Annotated in this window: 19 protein-coding genes, 1 pseudogene and 1 riboswitch; of the genes and pseudogenes, 12 read left to right on the top strand and 8 right to left on the bottom strand. The window is 58.9% G+C overall.

What is annotated here, in order from left to right:
• The first annotated feature begins 319 nt into the window (after positions 1-319).
• A riboswitch (guanidine-III (ykkC-III) riboswitch) is annotated at positions 320-380 on the top strand.
• 21 nt (positions 381-401) lie between these two features.
• Positions 402-1,058: an ACT domain-containing protein gene (locus ACGG9J_RS07640; RefSeq protein WP_390135056.1), complete on the top strand. Its 657-nt coding sequence runs from the start codon at positions 402-404 to the stop codon at positions 1,056-1,058.
• 403 nt (positions 1,059-1,461) lie between these two features.
• Positions 1,462-2,397: a hypothetical protein gene (locus tag ACGG9J_RS07635; protein WP_390135054.1), complete on the top strand. Its 936-nt coding sequence runs from the start codon at positions 1,462-1,464 to the stop codon at positions 2,395-2,397.
• 77 nt (positions 2,398-2,474) lie between these two features.
• Here the strand turns inward: ACGG9J_RS07635 and ACGG9J_RS07630 are convergent, their stop codons facing one another.
• Positions 2,475-2,633: a hypothetical protein gene (locus tag ACGG9J_RS07630; protein WP_390135052.1), complete on the bottom strand. Its 159-nt coding sequence runs from the start codon at positions 2,631-2,633 to the stop codon at positions 2,475-2,477.
• Here ACGG9J_RS07630 and ACGG9J_RS07625 point away from each other — a divergent pair.
• From ACGG9J_RS07625 to ACGG9J_RS07615, 3 genes and pseudogenes are all read left to right on the top strand, one after another.
• A pseudogene (locus ACGG9J_RS07625) lies at positions 2,605-2,858 on the top strand (NAD(P)(+) transhydrogenase (Re/Si-specific) subunit beta); the annotation flags it as partial. The gene ACGG9J_RS07630 and the pseudogene ACGG9J_RS07625 sit on opposite strands and share 29 nt — an antisense overlap.
• Before the next feature lie 102 nt (positions 2,859-2,960).
• Entirely contained in the window at positions 2,961-3,986 is a 1,026-nt protein-coding gene (locus ACGG9J_RS07620; protein ID WP_390135050.1) for a threonine aldolase family protein, read from the top strand.
• A 262-nt stretch (positions 3,987-4,248) separates the two neighbouring features.
• Positions 4,249-5,298, top strand: a complete 1,050-nt coding sequence (locus tag ACGG9J_RS07615) for an NAD(P)-dependent alcohol dehydrogenase (RefSeq protein WP_390135048.1) — start codon at positions 4,249-4,251, stop codon at positions 5,296-5,298.
• A gap of 253 nt (positions 5,299-5,551) precedes the next feature.
• Here the strand turns inward: ACGG9J_RS07615 and ACGG9J_RS07610 are convergent, their stop codons facing one another.
• Both ACGG9J_RS07610 and ACGG9J_RS07605 read right to left on the bottom strand, forming a co-directional pair.
• The gene (locus tag ACGG9J_RS07610) at positions 5,552-6,457 is read right to left on the bottom strand and encodes a sensor histidine kinase (protein WP_390135046.1); all 906 of its coding nucleotides are present in this window, start codon (positions 6,455-6,457) and stop codon (positions 5,552-5,554) included.
• A gap of 50 nt (positions 6,458-6,507) precedes the next feature.
• Positions 6,508-7,200, bottom strand: a complete 693-nt coding sequence (locus ACGG9J_RS07605) for a response regulator transcription factor (protein ID WP_390135044.1) — start codon at positions 7,198-7,200, stop codon at positions 6,508-6,510.
• 157 nt (positions 7,201-7,357) lie between these two features.
• On the opposite strand from ACGG9J_RS07605, the gene ACGG9J_RS07600 reads away from it, so the two are divergent.
• A complete protein-coding gene (locus ACGG9J_RS07600; RefSeq protein ID WP_390135042.1) occupies positions 7,358-8,290 on the top strand; it encodes an ABC transporter ATP-binding protein in 933 nt (310 codons plus the stop codon).
• The gene (locus ACGG9J_RS07595) at positions 8,287-9,063 is read left to right on the top strand and encodes an ABC transporter permease (RefSeq protein ID WP_390135040.1); all 777 of its coding nucleotides are present in this window, start codon (positions 8,287-8,289) and stop codon (positions 9,061-9,063) included. Before ACGG9J_RS07600 ends, ACGG9J_RS07595 begins: the two co-directional genes overlap by 4 nt.
• Here ACGG9J_RS07595 and ACGG9J_RS07590 read toward each other — a convergent pair.
• The 5 genes from ACGG9J_RS07590 to ACGG9J_RS07570 form a co-directional block, all read right to left on the bottom strand.
• Positions 9,060-10,232 (bottom strand): glycosyltransferase, encoded by a 1,173-nt coding sequence (locus ACGG9J_RS07590; protein WP_390135038.1) that lies wholly within the window; start codon positions 10,230-10,232, stop codon positions 9,060-9,062. The two genes, ACGG9J_RS07595 and ACGG9J_RS07590, sit on opposite strands and share 4 nt — an antisense overlap.
• 77 nt (positions 10,233-10,309) lie before the next feature.
• Entirely contained in the window at positions 10,310-11,173 is an 864-nt protein-coding gene (locus ACGG9J_RS07585) for a MetQ/NlpA family ABC transporter substrate-binding protein (protein ID WP_390135036.1), read from the bottom strand.
• A 33-nt stretch (positions 11,174-11,206) separates the two neighbouring features.
• Positions 11,207-12,088, bottom strand: a complete 882-nt coding sequence (locus tag ACGG9J_RS07580; protein ID WP_390135034.1) for a MetQ/NlpA family ABC transporter substrate-binding protein — start codon at positions 12,086-12,088, stop codon at positions 11,207-11,209.
• Between the two features lie 25 nt (positions 12,089-12,113).
• Positions 12,114-12,794 (bottom strand): methionine ABC transporter permease, encoded by a 681-nt coding sequence (locus tag ACGG9J_RS07575; RefSeq protein ID WP_390135032.1) that lies wholly within the window; start codon positions 12,792-12,794, stop codon positions 12,114-12,116.
• Positions 12,791-13,843: a methionine ABC transporter ATP-binding protein gene (locus ACGG9J_RS07570; protein ID WP_390135030.1), complete on the bottom strand. Its 1,053-nt coding sequence runs from the start codon at positions 13,841-13,843 to the stop codon at positions 12,791-12,793. Before ACGG9J_RS07570 ends, ACGG9J_RS07575 begins: the two co-directional genes overlap by 4 nt.
• Before the next feature lie 135 nt (positions 13,844-13,978).
• Here ACGG9J_RS07570 and purT point away from each other — a divergent pair, with 135 nt between their 5' ends.
• From purT to purM, 5 genes are all read left to right on the top strand, one after another.
• Positions 13,979-15,286 (top strand): formate-dependent phosphoribosylglycinamide formyltransferase, encoded by a 1,308-nt coding sequence (gene purT, locus ACGG9J_RS07565; protein WP_390135028.1) that lies wholly within the window; start codon positions 13,979-13,981, stop codon positions 15,284-15,286.
• A 77-nt stretch (positions 15,287-15,363) separates the two neighbouring features.
• Complete coding sequence (gene purC, locus ACGG9J_RS07560) at positions 15,364-16,116, top strand: phosphoribosylaminoimidazolesuccinocarboxamide synthase (protein ID WP_390135026.1); 753 nt, start codon at positions 15,364-15,366, stop codon at positions 16,114-16,116.
• Between the two features lie 79 nt (positions 16,117-16,195).
• Positions 16,196-19,975: a phosphoribosylformylglycinamidine synthase gene (locus ACGG9J_RS07555; RefSeq protein ID WP_390135024.1), complete on the top strand. Its 3,780-nt coding sequence runs from the start codon at positions 16,196-16,198 to the stop codon at positions 19,973-19,975.
• A gap of 17 nt (positions 19,976-19,992) precedes the next feature.
• On the top strand, positions 19,993-21,510 hold the full coding sequence (gene purF / locus ACGG9J_RS07550; protein ID WP_390135022.1) for an amidophosphoribosyltransferase: 1,518 nt from the start codon (positions 19,993-19,995) through the stop codon (positions 21,508-21,510).
• 38 nt (positions 21,511-21,548) lie between these two features.
• Positions 21,549-22,598 carry a phosphoribosylformylglycinamidine cyclo-ligase gene (purM, locus tag ACGG9J_RS07545; protein WP_390135020.1) on the top strand — a complete coding sequence of 350 codons (1,050 nt, stop codon included), beginning with the start codon at positions 21,549-21,551 and terminating at the stop codon, positions 22,596-22,598.
• Positions 22,599-22,610: the final 12 nt, after the last annotated feature.

Raw genomic sequence — 22,610 nt, 5'->3', positions numbered from 1 at the left:
TGTTTCAGGTAGGAATGCAGGGTATAACAGTCAACTGTATTGATAAAGATGAGACCGTTGCCAAGAGCCAATACACCCCTCTTCTTCTGCATTTATCTAGATCCTCTATCCGTCAGTCTCCATCTTCCGGGGTGAAAAATATAAAGCCATTATGCAGCTTAAGCTCTTCGGGATTTTATCGATTCTTCGGCAATGCCCTCCTGCAATCTAACGGAGCGTGGGAAACAGTACAATGCCTGCCGCATATGGCAGTCCATTCATCTTCTGCATATGCAGATACGCACCAGACCTTCGGCCCTTGCCAGTGGTGCTACAGTGTCTTTCGGAAGCATCCCTTCCCCGGACGAGAGGCGCCGTACCCGGATTGACGACGACGCTCATTAGATCACTCGTGGAAGGATGTGGCTGGTTTGTTCGTACTTGTTCAGCTTATTGGATTTTTGCTGCTGCTCATGGCCTTTGCTTCGATGCAGTTACTAGGCCTGCCCTGCGGCAGCCGGGTCAACCTTGTTTTAAACCTTGTCGGCTCAAGCTTGCTGGCCGTCGATGCCCTGTATGACAGGCAGTGGGCTTTTCTTGCCCTCGAGTGTGGATGGGCCCTGGTTTCGCTATATGCCATCATCCGTTCTCATTTAAAAGACAGGCCACGTACGTCCAAGAATTGCAGCTCAGCGACAAGGCAGGGGCAGGACATCCGCATCCAACCTATAAAGGCAGAACTGACTGTCTGCAAAGTTGCTGATTACACAGAAGTGGATCTTCATTCGCCTTATGTTTTTACCGGGCGAACCGACCAAGAGGCTTCATTGGTCTGTCCAGCCGACATGGTTCCCAACCAGACCCTGGAACGCAGCAATGGCTGGCGGGCCTTTCGCATCCAAGGGGTTCTCGATTTTTCGCTCATCGGCATCTTGGCGCCGATTGCCACCGTTCTTGCAGACAAGGGCATAGGCATTTTCGCCGTCTCGACCTACAACACAGACTACGTCCTGACCAAGGCTGAGGACTTTCCCATTGCCCTGGATGCCCTCAGCGAGTCTGGATATACCATCATCTGACCGACAACGGCAACCTAGCAGCGCTAGATACGTCTTCTGCCTAAAGAACAAGAAGCAGAAAAAACAAGAAGCAGAAAAAAGATGTGAGAGCGCAAAAGCGTCATGGGCCAACACTCGGAAATCCAGACGATGACCGCCGATACTGCTATGCATGTGTACCGTTCGAAGTTGTATGTATTGCAACGAGTCCAGCGCTTTACCGGCCCCTTCTTCTCGTCAAGACATCAATGCTCGACCCATAAAAAGGTCAATCTCGGAATGATGCCGACCTGATGCCGGTCAATGCCGCTTTTATGAGAAAAGGACACATAAACTGGCCTCAATAGAGGTTGCTTTCTCAAAATAAGCAGATCACTGCAAGATCTGCCACAAGTATCGGGGAAGAACAAGCCTGGAGGGTCAGATGAGCAACAATCGAAACGAACATGCGAATAAGAACCAGGGCAGGCATGAGGAATCACGGGTGCCCGATAACAGGCAGAAGAGGCACGAGGGCGGCTCCTCACGAGGCAACGACACCCGGGAGAGCTCCGAGCAAACAACAATGAACGATAAGAACCCTATGCCAAAGCCTGGGAGCAATGCGAGCGCCAGACAAGAACACCAAGCAAAAGATGACCCCGAGCAAAAGCCTGCACTAGAACACACAGGCGAGAGGGAGGGCAAGGACTCCCCAAGCAAGAATGCTGATCATGGCAAACCTGAAGCACAAAAGAATAAGCACGAACAGGCCATGGCTGCCGACCGCCCGCAGACCAGCCACACAGACAAAGAGCATGGTCCCTCCCATGACGATAAGCCGAGCGAACCGAGCAAGCCTGCTGCAGAGGAAGCGCCCGGCCCTGCCGCTAACCCAACTCAACTGGTCAACGAAAACAGACCTGCCAAACCGCACAAGGCTAAAAACCATGATTCCTTCTATCTGGGCCTAGCCTCGGCAGTCCTTGTCGCAGCTCTGGGCCTCAGCCTGAGCACTATGCCGATCTTCTTCTCCTTGCCTCTTGCAGCCGTCCTCTTCGGAATCGGCATCTGGCTCCTCTCTTATGCCAGCTTCAAGTCTCCCGGCAAACCAGAGGGAGAGGGAACGGAGGCGGACAGGCACACCAGGACGGTAGTTGTGGCTACGGTCCTTCTGGTCCTCCAGACCTTCATCATAGACGTCTTCATCTTCACCCGAATGGGCACAGTCAGTAAACATCAGAACGCCATTGTCATAGCCTGGATCATTGCCAGCATGATCGAGACCCTGGCCGCTTTCACACTTATCTACCATCACAATCCTCTGCAGTCCAAGCCAAAGGATCAAGTGGCTAATGATAAGCGCGAGGGAAAGAAGTGAATCACCTCAGTGAGCATGGATCTGAAACGGTGCGCAAAGCCAGCAAGGCCGATTGGCCGCGGATGTGAGAATTGCCGCTACCGACGAACAAACTGACCAGCCAAAGCGTTCTGTTCGCTCAGGTCTTGCGCATCAGAGTGCCGCTCATCATCTTTGAAGATGCCCGGCATCCTTTGCATGACCAACCACCAGCCGTAGCCAGCCATAGCCAATATCGCCTTGGTGATCGGCGCCAATGCCGTGATTAACCTAGCAACCCGCCGATAAAGGACCGCAGTATCCGGCATGCCCATACTGGACGTTGACAAGGCACAGCATGCTGTCGTCCTTAAGCGAGGCGAGAAGTACGCAGGCATCGTGTGAATGAGCTCTGCTTCAATCCAAACACGCAACTGCTCTTCAACGATGCCAAGCTCAGTCTGCTAGCGATCATCGCATCCGTCAAGGAGCTCATCGCCTGAGCATCAGCTGGACGACCCGTCGCATATGCTGTAGTAAGAGCCTTGGCTCCGGAACCGCTTGGCTGGCCCGGAGCCAATTATCGTCGAGCAGGAAGGACTCACATGCTGTCATTCGTCAACGACTATTCCGAGGGCGCCCACCCTGCAGTCCTTCAGCGACTGATCGACACCAACATGGAGCACCTTCCCGGCTATGGCAAGGACCGGTACTGCTCGTCCGCCGCTAAGAAAATCGCCCAAGCCTGCGGCTGCCCTCAGGCCCAGGTCTATTTCATGGCCGGTGGAACCCAGACCAACCAGGTCGTCACCTCGTGCCTGCTGAAGTCCTATCAGGGAGTGATCGCCGCGGACACGGGCCACGTCAACGTCCATGAGGCCGGCGCCATTGAAGCCATCGGCCACAAGGTCCTGACCATCCCTGGCGAACAGGGCAAGATTCGCGCAGAGGTCCTTAACGCCTTTTTAGAAAATTTCTATGCTGACGGAAACCATGAGCAGATGGTTTTCCCCGGCATGGTATATATCTCCCACCCCACCGAGTATGGAACCCTCTACACTCTCCAGGAGCTGGAGGACATCTCACAAATCTGTCGGGAACGCAAGATTCCGCTCTACCTGGACGGGGCCAGGCTGGGATATGGACTGGTAGCACCCGGAACTGACGTCGACCTGACAGATATAGCCCGTCTTTGCGATGTCTTCTACATCGGAGGAACCAAGGTCGGCGCACTCTGCGGCGAAGCGGTGGTCTTCCCCAGCGGGAATGCCCCCGAGCATTTCAGCACCATGATCAAAAGGAGAGGCGCCCTTCTGGCCAAGGGAAGACTCCTGGGAGTGCAGTTTGACGCCCTCTTTACCGACGACCTCTACTCACGAATCAGTCGCAACGCTATCCAGACAGCAGCGATGATCAAAAAAGCCCTGCGTGAAAAGGGGTACCAGATTGTCATGGACTCCCACACCAACCAGACCTTCGTCCGCCTGGACAATGAGCGCATGGAGGAGCTGTCCAAGCTGGTCGCCTTCGACTTCTGGGAACGCAGCGATGCCACTCACACAGTAATTCGACTAGCGACATCCTGGGCGACGACAACTGAGGATACCCAGGCTCTGATCAGTCTGCTTTAAGGCCGCTCACGATAATCCAGACAAGATCCTGATCATCCCGACGCCCCTCCCCTGCAAGTTCGCCTTAGGGGAGGGGTATTTTGCGTATATGACTTCGCATCCAGCATGCAAGCCTGGCAGTCCCATACTGTTGGACATATCACACCCTTTCAAGGTGAGTACATAGTTATCATTCGTTAATATTTTTATTGCACCGATGCCGATGCAGACATTCCCACCCCGCATACAGGGGCGGATACGCTTCGATGATGAAAGGAAACCCATGAAAGCCGTTGTTTTCGAACAGTTCAACACCTTCCCCACCCTAAAGCAAGTACCAGACCCGACCCCGGGGAGCGGCGAGGTCCTGCTCAAGGTAGCCGGGGCAGGTTGCTGCCATTCTGATGTCTCGGTCTTCCAGGACTACACCCCTGAAACTGGTAGCCACACCAAGCCGCCATTCATTCTGGGGCACGAGACCACCGGCTGGGTCGAAGAGGTAGGGCCCGATGTCACGGGCTTCAAGAAGGGCGATGCCTACATCGTCTACGGACCCACCGGATGCGGCCACTGCCCTCACTGCGTGGCGGGCCAGGAGAACTACTGCTCCAGCGCCGCAACCAATAAATCCCTGGCCCTGGGACTGGGCCGCGATGGCGGCATGGCTGAATACATGACCGTCCCCGCCCGCAACCTGGTGCCGCTGGGAGATGCAGATCCAATCGGCGCAGCACCCCTGGCTGACGCCGCCCTGACTCCTTACCACGCAATCCGGGCTGCCATGCCCCACCTGAACGGCGGCGGAAAGTACGCTCTGGTCATTGGCCTGGGCGGACTGGGACAGATCGCCATTCAGATTCTGCACGCCCTGACCGGCGCCACGGTGATCGCCACCGACACCAAACCAGAGGCTCTGGCCAAGGCTGAGGCCAAGGGCGCCATCCCTGTCGTCAGCGACGAACACCAGGTGGAGAACATCAGGAAGATCACTCACGGAGAAGGCGTGGACGCAGCCTTTGATTTCGTCGGCGTCGCCCCAACCATTGCTGCCGCACAGGCCGCGGGCGGCCCAGGATCCCGAGTGACCGTGGTCGGCATAGCCGGCGGCAAAGCGGAGTACGACTGGTACTCCAAGCCCTGGGAGCAGGAGCTGCTTGGCGTTTACTGGGGTTCCATCCCTGAGCTCTACGATGTGGCCAACATGTATCGCAACGGCCAGATCGAGACCGAGATCGAAACCTACTCGCTGGACAATGCCCTGGATGCCTATCACAAGCTGGTCGACAACAAGCTTTCAGCCAGGGCTGTTGTAGTCCCTCACACCAAGGCCTGATTTCCCCCTTGTGCCTAGGCAGGGAAACAGATTATCTGTCAGCCGGATTTAAGCACTGACAGCATTCTGCGCTTATCTATACTTGATGGCCTGTCACTTTCTTGTCATGAAGATCGTGACAGGCCATCAATGTGAATGATCGCTCGGGAATTAGGCTCGCCACTCACGCCATAGAACTTGATACGGCAGTGCTGGGCAATGGGACCGAAGACCGGCCACAGCATCCAACCAAGCGGCCTCAAATCTGCGCCATTTATAATTCGTTCGATTGCGGAGCATCACTCAGCAACAAGTGGACCAAGAAAATACCGTTGGCGGATTCCAGCCTCATGGAGCCGCCGAGCGAATCCACCAGGGAATCAACGATGCCAAGACCCAGACCTGTGCTTCTGATCTTCGTCCGTGATTGGTCATTAGTCTGGAACCGTTCCATGAGCCTGTCCACATCGACGGGTCCACCCTTGGTTTTGTTGCCGAAGTCCAGATGAATTCGCCCATCTCCGCCCTTGTTCAGTTCAACCCAGGCTGATTCGTCAGCATACTTGAGCCAGTTGCCGATCAGGTTCTGGATTACACGGCTCATCATGGTCTGGTCCGTCGTAATTTCCACACCCGTTTGAATTCTGGGCTCCACCATGACTGACCGCGCGGTCAAAGAATCGAAGGCGTTGAAGAGCTCCTGCTGAACCAGTGCCGATAGGTTCACCCTGGTCAGATCCAGGCTCACGCTCTTCTCCTGTATCAGATTGAAATCCATCAGGTAATGCAGATAATGATCCACCGACTGCAGGTTGTTGAGAATCTTGCCTAATTGCTCCTGATCAGCCGATCCCTCCTTGAGCAGCTGGGCGTATCCTCTGGCCACGGTCAGCGGGGTCTTGATGTCATGGGTTAGGTTGGTCAGCATCTGCCGGACTTGCTTGTTCTGCTCAGCCTGGGTGATTTGCAGCCGTCTGGTCTTGTTCAGAACGGCATTGATCCTATCCGCCAGAGTGCGGATGAGCCCGATATTGGACCCAGTGGTTACCAAGGCATTAGTGTCGGCATGGTTGATGAAGTCCAGATCATCGCTGATCCGTTTGAGTTCGGAAGTCAGCATCATCAGGCCAATCGCTAAGGCGAAGGCGACAAGACCCAGAACAAGTGCAACCACCTTCACGGATTCACCTTCGACAATCCCTTATTCACCGTTCTTCCTTCCGTGTGGATTCAAACCAGGCGAACGCCGATGCCCCAGACCGACACGATGTAGCGCTGACTGCCGGCGTATCTGTTCAAACTGGTCCGCAAGGTGCTCAGATGCACATTGAGAGTATTCTCGGCATTGATGTAGGGCTGGTTCCAAACCTGCCTGTAGAGGTCTTCCTTCTCGAAAACCCGATGCGGATGGTCCATCAGAAGTTCAAGAATGGCGAATTCCTTGCGTGCCAGTTCGACCCGGTGCCCATCAACGCTGACCGTGTGCTCCATCCGGTCCAGCTCGATCCCCTGGAAATAAATCTTGGCGTCGGATTCACCTGCTGCATCCGCATCCGCTTTCAGTGCCCCGGATTGGCGCAGCTGGACCTGGACACGAGCGCGAAGCTCGTCAATGTCAAAAGGCTTGGTCACATAATCATTGGCGCCCTGCTCCAAGAGGCTGACAGTCCTGGTCTTGTCCTGGATGGCCGTGAGGATAATGACCGGCACCGACGACATATGCCGAATAGCCTTGAGGACGCTGTCTCCGGTGACTACGGGGAGCATCAGATCCAGAAGGATCAGGTCGGGTTCCTCCTGCTGGAAGCGGGCCAAGGCCTGGGCGCCCGTCGTCGCTTGGATGATCCGATAGGTCGCGCCCAGCACATCCTTGAGAAGGGACTGGATGTCCTCCTGATCCTCCACGACCAGAATCGTCGGCATATTTTCTTCCTTTCGCAGGTCACTCTCATGTTACTGAAGCCGTCTAACGAGGCCGATCTCGCCCAATCGGATTTATGAAATTCTTAATGATTTCTTGGCCAAGCACTTAAGAAAGGCATTTTAGATTCTCTGATAGCGACACAGAGAAAGGAACTCCATGGACAATGCCATTCTGGATATTAGCCATGTCAGCAAACGGTTCGGCCGCTTCCAAGCACTGGACGATCTCAGCCTCTACATAAACAAGGGCCAGATCTATGGGCTGATCGGCGAGAACGGCGCTGGCAAAACCACCCTGATGCGTCTGATCACCGGACTGTCCCCCATACAAAAGGGGAGCATAAGGCTGATGGGGCACACGATTGGCAAGAACAGCCGGATACTAAGCAGGATAGGCTCAATCATTGAGGCCCCGGCTGCCTTCAAAAAACTCACCGTCAGCCAGAACATGAAACTGACAGCCATCCAGCACGGGCTGGCCGACGGCAAGGCCATCGATCAGACCATCGACTTCGTCGGCCTGAGCGAAAAGGCCAAGACTCGGGCCGGTCACCTCTCTCTGGGCCAGCGTCAACGCTTGGGTCTGGCCATGGCCATCCTCACCCGACCCGATTTCCTGATTCTGGACGAGCCCATCAACGGCCTGGACCCGGCAGGAATCATGGAATTCAGAACACTCCTGGACAAGCTCAACAAGGAGCGCCAGACGACCATTCTCATCTCCAGTCACATTCTGAGCGAACTTTACCTGGTCTCCTCCCGGTTCGGATTCATCAGCCACGGCCGCCTGATCAAGGAGGTAGACAAGGATGAACTGGATCGGATCAATCAGAATGGACTGTTGATCGACGTGGACCAGAGTTCCAAGGCCGCCATGATCCTGGATCGCGAGGGAATCGGCCCCTTCCAAGTCCTTGACGACCATCAGATTCTGATCAAGCAGGGGAATCTGGAACCGGGCCCCATCAACAGACTTCTGGTTCAGGAAGGCATCCTGGTCAATCAAATCAACCAGCAGAAGGGATCGCTGGAGGAATATTTCGCAGATCTGCTGAACAAGGACTCTCAAGAGTCGAGGAGACAACAATGATTAACCAGATCAGGGCCGACTTTTACAGGCAGCGACGCTCCATCGGCATGTTGATTCTGCTGATTGCCACTGTGGAACTTGGCATAGTGGCCACATGGTGCAAGACGACCATAGGAATTAGCACTGGGGGCGAAGAATACGATCATAAACTGATGGAAATCGAAGGCCAAAGCTGGACCATCAGGACTGGCCTGCAAGTGGGTGTCGCCTCCGCCTCGTCTCTAATTTACTTTTACATCGCAGTCTTTGTTATCGTCATTGGTGCGGAATACAGCCAGCACACCTTGAAGAACACGCTGACATCGGGAATCTCGCGGATACAGTTCATCCTGGGCAAGTACGTGACCATCCTGACTGACATCATCCTTCTGACCCTGTGCTACTTCATCACTATTCTGCTGACCGGACTAGCCCTGGGAAGGAAGACTGGGGCCGGCTGGGGCATTTTGTGCAAGGATGTCGCTGTCATGACCCTATCAGTCAGCTTCTGCATTTCCGTCATCATCAGCCTGGGCATCGTCCTGTTGATCATTACCAAATCCCTGGTCATTCCAGCGGTGGTGATTGTGATATGGCCCATTCTGATCGGCATCGTGGAGTTCACTGCGAAATGGAAATGGCTGAAATACTTCGACTTCGTCGGGTTCGGCGAACAGATTGTCTTGAACACTCTGACGGCCGATCAGGTCTGGATCTATGCCGGAGTATCCGTGGGCGTGGTCCTGGTGGCTATCTTCGGGTCGGCTCTGATCATATCCAAGCAGGAAATCTAAGCCAGGTTAGACTGCACCTGGTCCGGCTCTTGATCGCTGACGGCCTGCACAGCCATATGGGCAAAGGCCCTGACGGAGGTATCCAGAGAGTAGTGTTCCTTGGCATGTTCGGCATAGCGTCTAGACCAGACTGCTAGGACATCAGGATGGTCTATCCACCAATCGATTTGCTCAGCCAGGGATCGGGCCCTGCCGACCGGGAAGAGCGAGTGCTGCGTCAGGGCGAAGTGTCCTGCGGCGCTCAGATCAGACTGGGCGATGATCGGGACTGCGCCGCAGGCCATCCCCTCCAGGACGCTGACGGATTCCAGATCCGCGATAGACGGGTGAACCAGCAGGTCGGTCTGCCTGAGCAGATCAGGCATGGTCGCGTTCTGATGGAATCCAATCGAAACCTGCATGCCGGCCAGCTGCCGGGCGGCTTCCGTTCTCAGCCGGCGCTCCATAGGACCTGTACCTGCTATTGTCAAGCGAATCCTGTATTTGTTCCTGCACAAGGCCAAGGCACGGATCAGGGTCAGATGATCCTTTTCCCGAGCCAGCCTGCCAGAGGCCACGACCTGGATCAACCGACCGGATCGCTGCCGCTCGTATCGGTCACCAGGGTTGAACCTGGGCTGGTATCCGTTGGATATGACGTGCAGATGGGCCTTGTACCCATGCGAGCGCAGCAGGTCGGCCGTCAGCTGGGTGGGAACGTGGATGTGCCCGACATGGTCGTAGAGCCAGAACCGAAAGAGCCGGTAGATGGCCGCATCCACCCCGGGCAGCCAGCGCAATGGGCCTGCGGAGTAAGTGATGTTCTCAGGCTGAATGTGAAACCCTGCGGTCACCGGTTTGCCCATGGACCTGGCCTGTGCCAAGGCGGCCCGGCCGAAGGCGAAGGGCTCATAAATATGGACCAGGTCAACACCGGTAAAGGCCCTTCGGAAAAGTTCCGGATCGGCACGAGCGAAGCTCATCTGCTGTCTGGCCGCCACACGGGAGACCAGAGGAATTCGATGCACTCGCGCCGGATACTCGGTCGATCCCACCCCCACCAAGCGGACCCTGTGCCCCAGCGCTTCCAATCCCTGGGCGTATTGGATGGCAGAGTTAGAGGTCCCGTTGCCCCTGTTGCCGAAGGAGTCCAGAACCAGGGCCAGCGTCAGGCGATCACGATCCCTCATCAGCCTTCCCCCTGCTGTTCATCATTAGCAGCTTTGGGCCGAACCAAAAAAGGGCGACGACCCGATTGCACCCACTATTAGTAGGAGAAGGCCGGGACGGCCGCCCCACGGTAGTAGCGGTTGATGGCATCCGCCACATATCGGCTGTGATAGGCGGAAACCAGGGACTTGTAGGCGGGGTCGTTCTTGTCGGCCTGCCTGGCCACGATGATGTTGACATAGGGGTGATTGGCTGGCGATTTGAGATCGCCGGGCACCTGGTAGATGGCATCCTGGATCTTCATGCCAGCGTCCAGGATGAAATTGGTGTTGGTGATGCCGGCCGCATAGTCGGGTAGGACCTTGACGATTCCCGGTGGATCGACCTGGTCCAGGACCAGCCCGCGTGGGTTGTCGACGATGTCCTCTGGAACCGGCGTGGTGGCCTTGGGGTCTCGCAGACCGATCAGCCCGGCGCTGGCAAGCACCTTCAGGGATCGACCCAGATCGATGGGATCACTAGGTATGGCCAGACGCTCGCCATAGCCGATCTGGTCAACACTCCTGTATTTCTTTGAGTAGAGGTTGAGGGGTGAGATGTAGGTGTCGCCGATGGCTGCGAACCGGTACCCGTGCTGCTTGGACTCCTGCTCCAGAAAGGCGTAGTGCTGGAAGGCATTCAGGTCGATCTCCCCGTTGGCCAGCGCCTGATTGGCGTAGCGCCCGTATTGGAAGGAGCGGAGCTTGATTTTTATGCCGGCCCGGCGCTGGTCCAACTCGTGCTGAACGGCCTTCCAAATCTCTTCATCGGCATCGCCCACCAGGCCGATACTGATCTCCCGCTGGCCGCGTTCGGGCTGGTTGACCTTGACATAGGCCACGCCCATCAGGACGGCGACCACCAGGATGACGACCGAAACAGCCGCCAGCTCTCGTTTGGCTCTGGTTCTTCTGGTGCTCATATCCGTCCTCCTTCATTGCTGGAACCTACCGCATCAGGAAACCTTGAAGGCCGGCAGGCAGGCGCCCTTGTAGACCCGAACGATGGTGTCGGCCACCGGCTTGGAATGATAGGCGCGCACCACTGTGGCGTAGGTGGGGTTGTCCCGCTGATCCTTGGTGGTGACGATGATGTTGATGTAAGGCTTATTTGCCGGGTTTTGCAGATCGTAGGGAACCTCGTGGATGGCATCATGCACGCTGCGACCTGCATCGACCACGAAGTTGGCATTGGTGACCCCGCCCGCATAGTCGGGCAGCAGATTGAGGATGCCGGCCGGATCCACCTGCTCAATACTCAGATGCTTGGGATTGTCCACCACATCCTCGGGCAGCGGGTTGGTGGCCTTGGGGTCGCGCAGACCGATCAGTTTGGCATCGGCCAGGACCTTCAAGGCCCGGCCCATGTTGGTGGCGTTGTTGGGGATGGCCACCCGGTCGCCGTCCTGGAACTGCGATGGCTTGGCATAGCGCTGCGAGTAGAGGTTCATGGGCGAGATGTAAGTATTGCCAAGCACTGCCAGCTGGTAATGGTTGGTCTTTACATCGTCCTCCAGGTAGGCATAGTGCTGGGCTGCGTTGAAGTCCACCTCGCGGTTGGACGTGGCCTGGTTGACGTAGATGGCATCCTGGAAGGGCTTGAGCTCGATCCTGATGTGCTCACCCCGCCGATCCAGCTCTGCCTGGACGGCCTTCCAGATCTGGTCGTCCGAACTGCCGATGACGCCGACCTTGACCACCTTGACATCAGCACCCACCTGGTTCAGACGGACATCGGTGCCGACCACCAGCGCCAGCAGGAGGACGATGACCAGGCTGAGCGCCGCCAGCTGGACCTTGGCTCTGTTCTTTTTGCCGACGCGACTACGACCGACCACGATAATCTGACCTTTCCCGGGTTGCTCAGTGTTCGACGACCTCGGCCAGAAGCCGGCCGAACAGTTCGATCAGGGCGATGAAGATGACCAGCACAATGATGGTGGCGATGGTCACATCGTTCATGGACCGCTGGTAGCCCAGACGGATGGCGAAGTCACCCAGGCCGCCGCCGCCCACGATGCCTACGGTGGCGGTCTCGCCCACCAGGCTGACGATGGTGATGGTGGTCACCCGGATGATGGAGGGGATGCCCTCACGCAGGTAGATATGCCAGATGATCTGCCAGGTGGTCATGCCCATAGACTCCGCCGCCTCGACGTACCCAGGGTCCAGACCGGCCAGAGCGGACTCGATCTGTCGGGAGAAGAATGGGGTGATGCCCACGACCAGGGGGAAGATCGCCCCCTTGGGCCCGATGGCCGTGCCCATGAGCATCCTGGTCACCGGCACCAGAGCCGCCGCCAGGATGATGAATGGGATGGAGCGAAAGAGGTCGATCAGCTTGTCCAGGATAGTGAAAACCAGGCCGTTGCGACGGATGCCATCACGTCGGCTGATGATCAGTCCCACCCCGATGACCAGAGCGAACAGGAAAGAAATCACCCCAGAGACGCCGACCATGACCAGGGTCTGAACCATGCTGCTGAAAAACTCCGGCAGCCGGCTCATGACGTTGGGGAACCAGGTGGTGAGCAGGGACGTCATGACTTGAGAACCTCGATTCCGATGTTGCGCGAGCGCAGGTATTCCACCGCCTGAGTGATATTTTCCGGGTCGCCGCCCATCCTGACCACCAGTCCTCCCAGGGGCGCCCCCTCCACCACATCGATGTCGCCGAAGATGATGTTGACATCCAGGTTGTAGCGACGGCTGATGGTGGAGACCAGAGCCTCGGAGACCTCCTTGGAGACATAGGACATGCGCATGAGGATCTGCCCGGGCTCCAGAGCCACCAGAGGCGAATCGGCCGCCATCAGATCCTTGACCTTGTCCAGGTTGGAAGTGGTGGCCACGAAGGACTTGGTCAGCTGGGCCTTGGGGTCTGCAAATACATCGAAAACCCGGCCCTGCTCCACGATGACGCCCTGGTCGATGACTGCCACCCGGTTGCAGATCTGCCTGATGACTGACATCTCATGGGTGATCATGACCACGGTGATGTCCAGCTGGTCGTGCAGATCACGGAGCAGCTGAAGAATGGAGCGCGTGGTGGTCGGATCCAGTGCGCTGGTGGCCTCGTCGCTGAGCAGGATATCCGGCTCATTAGCCAGGGCTCTGGCGATGGCCACACGCTGCTGCTGGCCGCCCGAGAGCTCGGCGGGATAATGGTCGGCCAGCTCGGTCAGCCCTACCAGTTCCAGAAGCTCGGACACCCGGGCCCGTCGAGACGCACGGTCGCGACCATTCCCCCGCAGAGGAAGGCCCACATTGTCGGCCACCGTCCTGGAGGGCATCAGGTTGAAGTGCTGAAAGATCATGCCAGTACGACGTCTCAAGTCCCTCAGCTCGGCCGGAGCCAGATCCTTGACCTCGCGGCCACGGACTTTAACACTGCCCGAGTCATAATCCTCCAGCCCGTTGATGCAGCGGACAAGTGTGGACTTGCCAGCCCCGCTCAGTCCGATGATGCCAAAAATATCCCCAGTCTCGACGGTCAGATCGATGTCGGCCAGTGCCGTCTTGTCTTCGTCGTCGTCGCTGTGATAGGTCTTGGTCAGGTGCTCCATCCGCACCGCCGGTGTCCGTTCGCTCACGTTCCCGCCTTCCCTGGTCGACTGCCTGATATGGTAATCGTCCCGACGGCCAGCGGACAAGAAGGCCTCTATAGATGTCGTTTATAGGCATGTATTGATAACCCGCCTCCTTGGTCTACGGGTGGGTGTCAGAATATGGCCATGAGCGCATCCGGTCAGCAGCGGATTATCGACACTACCAATCCTGGGGAACGACCGTTCGGCTCTCCCCTGGGCCCAAGACCCACACGAGTCCTTCTTCTGGGAGCTGGTGAACTCGGCCGCGAGATTGCCATCAGCCTGATGCGACTGGGGGCTTGGGTAGGTGCGGCAGACTCATACCCTGGTGCACCGGCCACACAGGTGGCCCATGCCGGCTATCAGGTGAAGATGAGCGATCCGAAGGCTCTGGAGGACCTGATCGAACAGGTCCAGCCAGATCTGATCGTGCCTGAAGTGGAGGCCATTGCCACAGACCGTCTAATCGGTGCCGCGGCCCGGGGCATCCAGGTAGTGCCTGCAGCCCCCTTGGCAGCCATGTGCATGGATCGCAGAGCCCTTCGCGTCTTCGCCCATGAGCAGGTGGGCCTGCCCACTACCCCCTACCGATTTGCCGACTCCCCCGAAGAACTGGCCAGCGCGGCGGACCAAGTGGGCTACCCCTGCATGGTCAAACCCCTGATGAGCTCCTCCGGCCACGGACAGACCCTGGTGCGAAGCAGGGAAGGCTTGCCTCAAGCCTGGAACTCAGCACTGACCCAGGGCCGGGCAGCCACCAAGCACCAAGGCAAGGCCGAGGTCATTGTGGAAGCTCTGGCTCCCCTGGCCCATGAGCTGACAGTTCTGACCGTGGCATCCTCTGCCGGAGTGGCCGCTTGTACGCCCATCGGCCAGCGCCAGGAGGACGGGGACTACCGGCTCTCCTGGCAACCGGCGGATCTGAATCCCGACATCTTGCAGCAGGCCCGGAGCATGGCCATTCGGCTGGTTGAGGCCATGACTTCCCTGGCCCGCCAGAGTGGCGAGACAGGTTGGGGAATCTACGGAGCGGAGATCTTCGTCCTGCGCGACGGCTCGTTGCTCTTCAACGAGGTGGCTCCGCGCCCCCATGACACCGGCATGGTGACCATGATCTCCCAGCGGCTGAGCGAGTTCGACATTCACGCCCGGGCCATCCTGGGCATTCCGGTCCACCAGGAGGATCTGGCCCTGAATCTGCCGGAGGGCACCTGCGCGGTCAGCCGACCCATCCTGGTCAGGGGTCAGGGTCCGGTCAGTTTCGAAGGCCTGCCGCAGGCCTTGGACCACCCCGGCACTGATCTGCGAATCTTCTCCAAGCCCGTAGTGCACGGCTTGCGCCGGATGGGCGTGGCCCTGGCCCTAGGGTCCGACCTGCAGACCGCCACCGAGCGTGCGGAAGCCGTCGCCAACGATCTGAAACCCCGGGTGGGCACAGGGATGTAACCCGGGCTTGCTATGGTGGTCGTGTCCCAAGCAGTGCAGAAGTTTCCAATTCGCAACAAACTCGAGGAAGGCGAACAGTGGAAAAGTTGGGAATGCGCTATCAAGGCAAAGCCAAGAAACTGTACGAGACGGATGACCCGGACATACTCTGGGTTGAGTACACTGACCAGGCCACCGCGGGGAATGGGGCCAAGAAGGCCAATATCGAAGGCAAGGCCAGACTGAACAACAGGATCACCACAGTGATATTCTCCCTGCTGGCCCGCCGGGGCATCCCCAGCCACTTCGTACGCAGCATCTCGGATACTGAACAACTCAACCGCCGGCTGGACATGTTCCCCCTGGAGATCGTCATGCGCAACCGGGCCGCAGGCTCCTTCGCCCAGCGGTACGGGGTTGATGAAGGCACTGCCTTGAAGCAGCCGGTGCTGGAGTTCTTCTACAAGTCCGATCCCCTGGATGATCCGTTTATCAACCGGGACGACATTCTGGCCCTGGGACTGGCCACTGAGCAGGATCTGGACATCATAGCCGCTAAGACCCGGGAGATCAACGGGGCGCTGACCGGCATCTTCCGCGCCATCAATGTGGAGCTGGTGGACTTCAAGATCGAAATGGGCAAGACCGGATCGGGCATCATCCTCCTCGGCGACGAAATCACCCCCGACACCTGCAGGCTCTGGGCGATCGGCAATGATCAAAACGGCCAGGTCACTCACTTGGACAAAGACATTTTCCGCAGGGATCTCGGCAGCATCATTCCGGCTTATCAAACTATTCTGGATGGGCTTACCGAATTGGAGGAGCGCGAAAGCCAACCGAACAGCTGAATCGGTCGACCCGGAAGCGAGCATATCGCCTCCGGGTTTTTCATTGGTCCCCAACCAGTCCATCGCGAAAGGATCCATTGTGCTCTTCCGTGTCTATACCGAGAAAAAGCAGGGCTTTGACCAGGCCGCCGACAGACTTGCCGAACAGCTGCGCACCCTGCCGGGTGTGCAAGCGCTTACCGGCCTGCGCATGATCAACCGCTACGATCTGGAAGGACTTGACGAAGCTCTCTTCAAACGCTGCCTGCCCACGGTCTTCGCCCAGCCCCAGACCGACCTGGTGTCGACCCAATTGGAGCAGGCCCTGCGCATGAAGGGCGATGAGGATCTGCCGCCGCTGGACTCCCCTATGCTCTTCGCCGTGGCTCCCCTGCCCGGTCAGTTCGATCAGCGAGCCGACTCCGCCGCCCAGTGTGTCCAGCTGATTGGCCAGGGCGCTCGCCCATTGGTGGCCACCGCCACGGTCTATCTGCTCCAGGGTGACTTGGATGCCGAGCAGATCGAAGCCATCCGCAATTATCTGGTCAATCCGGTCGATTCACGGATAGTAGGGCTGGAACAGCCTAAGACACTGGCCATGCCTGATGAGGATCCGGATTCAGTGCCTGTATTGGATGGGTTCCGCAATCTGGATGATCCTGAACTTGAAACGCTGATTGACAAGCTGGACCTGGCTATGGATTTGCCTGACGTCCGCTTCTGCCGGGACCACTACCGCCAGGAAAAGCGCGATCCAACCCTGACCGAGCTCAAGGTGATCGACACCTACTGGTCCGACCACTGCCGACACACAACCTTCAACACCAGGCTGGAACAGATTGAGGCGAACAACCCCCGAGCCCGCGCCACGCTGGGGCGTTACCGGGAAATCCGCGCAGAGCTGGACCGCCAGGACCGCCCGGAATGCCTGATGGACATGGCCACCATTGGTGCCAAGTATCTGCAGAAGCGCGGCATCCTGAGCGACCTGGACCAGTCCGAAGAGGTCAATGCCTGCACTATCCGGACCAAGGTCGACGTTGACGGCCAGGATCAAGACTGGCTCTTCCTGTTCAAAAATGAAACCCATAATCATCCCACCGAGATCGAGCCCTTCGGAGGCGCCGCCACCTGCATCGGTGGAGCCATCCGCGATCCTCTTTCCGGAAGGGGCTACGTCTACCAGGCCATGAGGGTCAGCGGGGCAGCAGATCCCCGTCAACCTCTGGATCAGACCCTGCCGGGCAAGCTGCCCCAGAGCCGGATCGTCCGTCAGGCAGCCGATGGCTACTCCTCCTATGGCAACCAGATAGGGCTTGCCACCGGGCAGGTTCGGGAGATCTACCACCCCGGTTATGCAGCAAAGCGGATGGAGGTGGGCGCTGTGGTGGCCGCCACTCCGGCCGACCATGTGATCCGCCGTCGGCCCGCACCCGGCGATCTGATCATCCTGGTGGGCGGAAGGACCGGCCGCGATGGAATCGGTGGCGCCACCGGAGCTTCCAAGTCCCAGAACGAAGAGAGTCTGGAACGCTGCGGAGCCGAGGTGCAGAAGGGCGATGCCCCTGAGGAACGCAAGCTCCAGCGCCTCTTCCGCCGACCGGAGGCAGCCAGGCTGATTGAGCGCTGCAACGATTTCGGAGCCGGCGGCGTTGCCGTGGCCGTAGGCGAGCTGGCGGACGGCCTGAACGTGGACTTGGACCGGGTGCCACTCAAGTATCAGGGGCTGGACGGGACCGAGATCGCCATTTCCGAGAGCCAGGAACGCATGGCCGTGGCCCTGGCCGCCAAAGACGCACCCGCCTTTATCGAGTATGCCCGTCAGGAGGACCTTGAGGCCACTGTCATCGCCGAGGTCACCGAGGAACCCCGACTGCGGATGACCTGGCGATCAAGGACTATCGTGGACATCCCCCGATCTTTCCTAAGCTCGAACGGCGCTCCTCATAAGGCCGACGCACAGGTGGCGGTTCCTGCTCCCTACCATGCTCCCTTCGAGGTTCGAGGCAACCTGGACGCGCGCATGAGGGCCCTGCTTACAGACATCAACGTCTGCTCCCAGCAAGGTCTGGCCGAGCAGTTCGACTCCACCATTGGCGCAGGCACTGTCCTTATGCCTTTCGGCGGAGCACGGCAGCTGACTCCGGCGCAGGCCATGGTGGCCAAGCTGCCGGTGGATGGGCACACCACCACTGCCTCGGCCATGGCCTGGGGATTCAACCCTTGGATAAGCAGCCAGGACCCTTACACCGGCGCCTACCTGGCCGTGGTCGAAAGCCTGTCCAAGCTGGTGGCCAGCGGCTTCAGCCGTTCCCGTGCCCACCTGAGCCTGCAGGAGTACTACCCCAAGCCCGGCGACGACCCGCGGCGCTGGGGCCTGCCAGTGGCCGGTGTCCTAGGCGCCCTCCAGGCTCAGTTGGATCTGTCCGTGGGTGCCATAGGCGGTAAGGACTCCATGTCCGGAAGCTTCGAAGACCTGGATGTGCCGCCCACCCTGATCAGCTTCGCCGTAGCCTTGGGACGAGCCAAGGATACAGTCTCCCCCGAGTTCAAGGCCGCGAACCGCCGGATCTATCTCTTGGCGCCTGAATACCAGGAGGAAAGATTGCTGCCTGATTCGGAGAGTCTGCGGACAGTCATGGACCAGGTGGAGGCTCTGATCAGCCAGGGGTTGGTGGATGCTGCAGCCACTCCGGGCTACGGTTGCATAGCCCAGTCCCTGTTGGAGATGTGCCTGGGCAACAGGATCGGGCTGGATTTGGCGTCAGATACTGCTATACCTGCGCTCTTCCGTCCCGCCTATGGAAGCTTCATCCTGGAGACGTCAGGTCCAGAGCCCCTGTTCATTGAAGGTTCCGGTCTGCATATGCGCCTCCTGGGACACACCCGCGAAAATTATCGTCTGCGCTGTGGCAGCGAGGATCTGGACCTGGCAGAGCTTGAGGAAATCCGTGCCAGAGGCTTGGAAGGCGTCTTCCCATACCGAGGTCAAGGCGACCCGGTGCCGACCATCGGCCGCACCGACCGCGAGTCGGGCAGGCCTGCAACGCGCAGAACCAAGGAGGCTTTCCAGACCGCCCGACCGAGGGTGGTCATGCCCGTCTTCCCTGGCACGAACTGCGAGTTCGACTCTGCACGGGCCTTCCAGGACGCTGGAGCTCAGGTGGATACCGTGGTCATCCGCAACCTGAATGCCGAGGACGTGACCGAGAGTTCCCGCCGCCTGGCCCAGGGTATCCGCAACAGTCAAATACTCATGCTGCCCGGAGGCTTCTCCGGTGGCGATGAGCCCGACGGTTCGGCCAAACTAGTAGCATCCTTCCTACGCTCGAATCAAGTCGCCGATGCCCTCCAAGAGCTTTTGCAGGACCGGGACGGGCTGGTTCTGGGCGTCTGCAACGGCTTCCAGGCTCTGATCAAGCTGGGTCTAGTTCCTTATGGGAAGATCGTCACCGGCTCACCCGAAGACCCCACCCTTGCCGTCAACGCCATCGGCCGCCATCAGAGCCGCCTGGTCCACACCCGGATCAGCTCCACACGTTCACCCTGGCTGAGCGCCTGCCGGGTGGGCGATATTCATACCATGCCCATCAGCCACGGCGAAGGACGGTTCGTGGCCGAGCCTAGCCTCCTGCGCACCCTGATCGAGCGAGGACAGGTGGCAGCCCAGTATGTAGACGAACAGGGCCGCCCCTCCATGGATCCACTGGTCAACCCCAATGGATCAGACATGGCAGTCGAAGCCATTACCAGCCCGGATGGCCGGGTGCTGGGCAAGATGGGCCACACGGAACGCAGCGGCCCCGACCTGTATCTGAATGTGCCTGCAGTCCGCCCGCAGCCGCTCTTCCAGTCGGGAGTGGACTACTTTGCCGCCTAGGGGAAAGGACATAGACCATGTCGTTGGAGCTTGAGGGCATCCACGAGGAGTGCGGGATCTTCGGGGTCTGGGGCCACCCCGATGCCGCTCGGCTGACTTACTTCGGCCTTCACGCCTTGCAGCACCGCGGCCAGGAGGGCGCAGGCATCGTTTCCAATGACCAGGGGCACCTGATCGGACGGCGGGGCCTGGGCCTTCTGACTCAGGTCTTCCCTGACGATTCCAGCCTGATGCCGCTGACCGGAGACCGGGCCATCGGCCATGTGCGCTACGCCACGACCGGTTCAGCGTCCATCGAGAACATCCAGCCCTTCGTCTTCCGCTTCCATGATGGGGACATAGCCTTGGCGCACAATGGCAACCTGACCAACTGCAACAGCCTCAAAGCGCAGCTGGAGGATCAGGGGGCCATCTTCCACTCCAACTCCGACACCGAGGTGCTCATGCACCTGATTCGACGCAGTCCTGAAAAGGACTTCATGGCGGCGCTCAAGCAGGCCCTGCGCCAGGTCCATGGCGGCTTCGCCTACCTGCTCATGACCGAGGATGCCATGATCGGAGCCATGGACCCCAACGGCTTCCGTCCCCTCTCCCTGGGACAGCTGCCAGGAGGGGCCTACGTCCTGGCCTCCGAGACCTGCGCATTGGACCTGGTCGGCGCTACGTTGGTGCGGGACATCGGCCCCGGCGAGATTGTCCGTGTGGATGACTCGGGCTACAGCATCGAGCGCTATACCGATCAAACCTGCCTGTCCATCTGCTCCATGGAGTTCATCTACTTCGCCCGGCCTGACTCCAATATTTATGGGGTCAACGTCCACTCAGCCCGCAAGCGGATGGGGGCCAGGCTGGCCCGTGAGGCCCCAGTGGACGCAGACATGGTCATCGGGGTGCCCAACTCCTCCCTGTCAGCAGCCTCAGGCTATGCCGAGGCGGCCGGGCTGCCCAACGAGATGGGGCTGATCAAGAACCAGTATGTGGCACGCACCTTCATCCAGCCCAGCCAGGCCATGCGCGAACAGGGTGTCAGGATGAAACTGGCCGCTGTGCGCGGAGTCGTGGCCGGCAAACGGGTGGTGGTCATCGACGATTCCATCGTCCGAGGCACCACCTCGCGCAGAATCGTCCGTCTGCTCCGGGAGGCCGGGGCCAGCGAGGTGCATATGCGCATCGCCTCCCCGCCCCTGCGCTACCCCTGCTACTACGGCATCGACATCCAACGGACCTCCGAACTGATCGCCGCCAAGAAGTCCGTGGAGCAGATCAGAGAAGCCATTGGAGCCGATTCCCTGGCCTATCTGAGCCTGGACGGTCTGGTGGAATCCATCGGCCTGGGCCGTGATGCGCCCTATCAAGGGCTCTGCGTGGCCTACTTCAACGGAGATTACCCAACGCGGCTTGACGACTACGAGCAGGGCTTCCTGGCCTCGCTGACCCCAGAGGACCGGGCCCGGCTGGAAGCTTCCAAGGGATCCTACGGACTTGACATGCCTGCAGGCTCGAGGCAGGGAGCCGACCAATCCATTGAGCACTAGTCAAGAACAGAACAGACAGGGCATAGAAAGGGGCAGCCATGCCGAAGGCATATGAGCAGGCTGGGGTATCGGTAGAGGCCGGATACGAACTGATCGACAGGATCCGCTCCCATACGGCCAGAACGCGCAGGCCGGGCGCCGGCGATATCGGCGGCTTCGGCGGCGACTTCGACCTGTCTGCGTTCAATTACCGCCATCCGGTCCTAGTTTCGGGCACCGACGGCGTGGGCACCAAGCTGATGGTGGCCCGGGAAGCCGGCCGTCATGACACCATCGGCCAGGACTGCGTGGCCATGTGCGTCAATGACATCATCGCCCAGGGGGCTGAGCCACTGATTTTTCTGGACTACATCGCCTGCGGACATAACGATCCGGCTCTGCTGGAGCAGGTGGTCAAGGGCGTGGCCGACGGGTGCGTCCAGGCTGGGGCCGCCCTGGTAGGCGGGGAGACCGCTGAGATGCCTGACATGTACCAGCCCGACGAATACGATCTGGCCGGATTCACGGTGGGTGTGGTCGAACGGGAGTCCCTGGTGGACGGTTCGGCCATAAAAGAGGGTGACCAGCTGATCGGCCTGCCCTCCTCGGGCGTCCACTCCAATGGCTTCTCGCTGATCCGTCAGGTCCTGCTGGACCAGGGAGGCATGAAGCTGGAGGATCGTCCCTATCAGCTTGGCGGACGGACCCTGGGACAGGAACTGCTGACGCCCACCCGAATCTACGTCAAGGCCCTGCGTCCGCTTTTCGCCTCGGGTCTGCTCAAGGGCGCGGCGCACATCACCGGGGGCGGCTTCGTGGAGAAGGTGCCACGGATTCTGCCCGAGGGGCTGGCTGCCAGCTTCGACCTGAATGCCTGGAAGGTACCGCCCATCTTTACGATGATCGAGAAGATGGGCAGGGTCGACCATCTGGAGATGTACAACATCTTCAACATGGGCATTGGTATGGTTTTGGTCGTTTCCCCTGACCAGCTGGACCAGGCCCGCGCAGTCCTGGATGAGGAACAGGAGCCCTACGCCCTGATTGGACAGGTGACGGGTGCCCAAAACGGCCAGCAGGTCATCCTTAATGAAGACGGTCGTCTGTAACAGCGAGAGGAG

This window comes from Bifidobacterium apicola (assembly GCF_042846865.1).
Classification (GTDB): Bacteria; Actinomycetota; Actinomycetes; order Actinomycetales; family Bifidobacteriaceae; genus Bombiscardovia; species Bombiscardovia apicola.
This window is presented reverse-complemented; position numbering and strand designations above follow the sequence as displayed.